Below are 2,056 nucleotides of genomic sequence, written 5' to 3' on the forward strand. Positions count from 1 at the left end.
GTGCCGCAGGCCGCGTGACCGCCGCGAGGGTGGTTATGACAGGCGATGTTTTCGCGAGTTTTTCCCGGATGTTGAATCTTGTTTCTGGAGTGTGTCTGGCGGTGAAGCTGCCAATCTCCCCCACGAGGGGGAGATCGGCGGTGTGCGGCGCTTGCGCCTCTTCCTTTGCGGCTATCCTTCGCGTAAGGCGCCGGGCAAATCGTTTCACGCAAGCAAAATTCCCCGGACACCGCATGATCAGACTTGAAAGCATCAGCAAGCAGAACGGCCGTCAGCTTGTCTTCATCGAAGCGTCGGCGTCCCTGCAGAAGGGCGAGAAGGTCGGCCTCGTCGGGCCGAACGGCGCCGGCAAGACGACGCTGTTTCGCATGATCACCGGCCAGGAGCAGCCAGACGAAGGCCAGGTGCAGGTCGATCGCGGCGTCACCATCGGCTATTTCAGCCAGGATGTCGGCGACATGGAAGGCCACAGCGCTGTCGCCGAAGTGATGAACGGCGCCGGGCCGGTCAGCGAAGTCGCGGCCGAAATGGCGGCCCTCGAGGCGGCCATGGCCGATCCCGAGCAGGCCGACCAGATGGACGAGATCATCGAAAAATATGGCGAGGCGCAGCACCGCTTCGAGGAACTCGACGGTTATGCGCTGGATGGCCGCGCCCGCGAAGTGCTGGACGGTCTCGGCTTTTCGCAGGAGATGATGGACGGCGATGTCGGAAAGCTGTCCGGCGGCTGGAAGATGCGCGTGGCGCTGGCCCGCATCCTGTTGATGCGGCCCGACGCCATGCTGCTCGACGAGCCGTCGAACCATCTCGACCTGGAGAGCCTGATCTGGCTGGAATCCTTCCTGAAGAACTATGATGGCGCGCTGCTGATGACCTCGCACGACCGCGAGTTCATGAACCGCATCGTCAACAAGGTGGTCGAGATCGACGCCGGTTCGCTGACCGCCTATTCCGGAAACTACGAATTCTACCAGCAGCAGCGGGCGATCGCCGATAAGCAGCAGCAGGCTCAGTTCGAGCGCCAGCAGGCGATGCTGGCCAAGGAGATCGCCTTCATCGAGCGCTTCAAGGCGCGCGCCTCGCATGCCGCGCAGGTGCAGAGCCGGGTGAAGAAGCTGGACAAGATCGACCGCGTCGAGCCGCCGAAGCGCCGCCAGACCGTGTCCTTCGATTTCCTGCCGGCGCCGCGCTGCGGTGAGGATGTCGTCACGCTGAAGAACGTCCACAAGGGCTATGGCAGCCGCAGCATCTATGAGGGGCTCGATTTCCAGGTCCGCCGCCGCGAGCGCTGGTGCATCATGGGCGTCAACGGCGCCGGCAAATCGACGCTTCTGAAGCTGGTCGCCGGCGCTTCCGAGCCCGATACCGGCACGGTCGCGCGGGGCCCAAGTGTCAAGATGGGATATTTCGCCCAGCACGCCATGGAGGTGCTGGAAGGCGAGCGCACTGTGTTCCAGACACTGGAAGACGCGTTCCCCCAGGCCGGCCAGGCGCCGCTGCGGGCACTCGCAGGCTGCTTCGGCTTTTCCGGCGACGAGATCGAGAAGAAATGCCGTGTGCTGTCAGGCGGCGAGAAGGCGCGGCTGGTGATGGCGCTGATGCTGTTCGACCCGCCCAACCTTTTGGTGCTGGACGAGCCGACCAACCATCTCGACATCGCCACCAAGGAGATGCTGATCACGGCACTTTCGCAGTATGAGGGCACCATGCTGTTCGTCTCGCACGACCGGCATTTTCTGGCGGCGCTTTCCAACCGCGTGCTGGAACTGACGCCCGAAGGCATCCACACCTATGGCGGCGGCTATACGGAATATGTCGAGCGGACGGGGCAGGAAGCGCCGGGCCTGAGGAGCTAACGGCTACCTCAGCGAGATGCTCATGCCGCTGAGGTCGGCGTTGACCTGCAGGCCGACCTGCCTGCCCGTCAATTCGAGCTGGGCGCCCTTGTCATTGGTCATGACGATCACCTGAGCCCCTTTGCCAAGCGCGCCGCCACCGCCCGCCGCACCGTAGACCCCGGTCACATCCCGCGCACGTTTGATGTGGCGCACGGTAC

At 63.8% G+C, this 2,056-nt stretch carries 2 protein-coding genes and 1 pseudogene; 1 reads left to right on the forward strand and 2 read right to left on the reverse strand.

The genetic code is table 11. The annotated features are described in order from the left end of the window. Positions 1 to 208: hypothetical protein (locus tag ENZ74_RS34795; RefSeq protein WP_206522366.1), on the reverse strand; the 208-nt coding region annotated here is incomplete at its 3' end. 25 nt (positions 209 to 233) lie between these two features. On the opposite strand from ENZ74_RS34795, the gene ENZ74_RS30340 reads away from it, so the two are divergent. After that, a complete protein-coding gene (locus tag ENZ74_RS30340) occupies positions 234 to 1,856 on the forward strand; it encodes an ABC-F family ATP-binding cassette domain-containing protein (RefSeq protein WP_013530640.1) in 1,623 nt (540 codons plus the stop codon). A gap of 3 nt (positions 1,857 to 1,859) precedes the next feature. Here ENZ74_RS30340 and ENZ74_RS30345 read toward each other — a convergent pair. Beyond that, a pseudogene (locus ENZ74_RS30345) lies at positions 1,860 to 2,056 on the reverse strand (hypothetical protein); the annotation flags it as partial.

This window comes from Mesorhizobium sp. M7A.F.Ca.CA.002.15.2.1 (assembly GCF_003998715.1).
Lineage (GTDB): Bacteria > Pseudomonadota > Alphaproteobacteria > Rhizobiales > Rhizobiaceae > Mesorhizobium > Mesorhizobium ciceri.

Bases quoted from the DNA above. Each gene is read 5' to 3' on its own strand.
- ENZ74_RS30340 (WP_013530640.1), top strand. From the start codon at position 234: ATGATCAGACTTGAAAGCATCAGCAAGCAGAACGGCCGTCAGCTTGTC.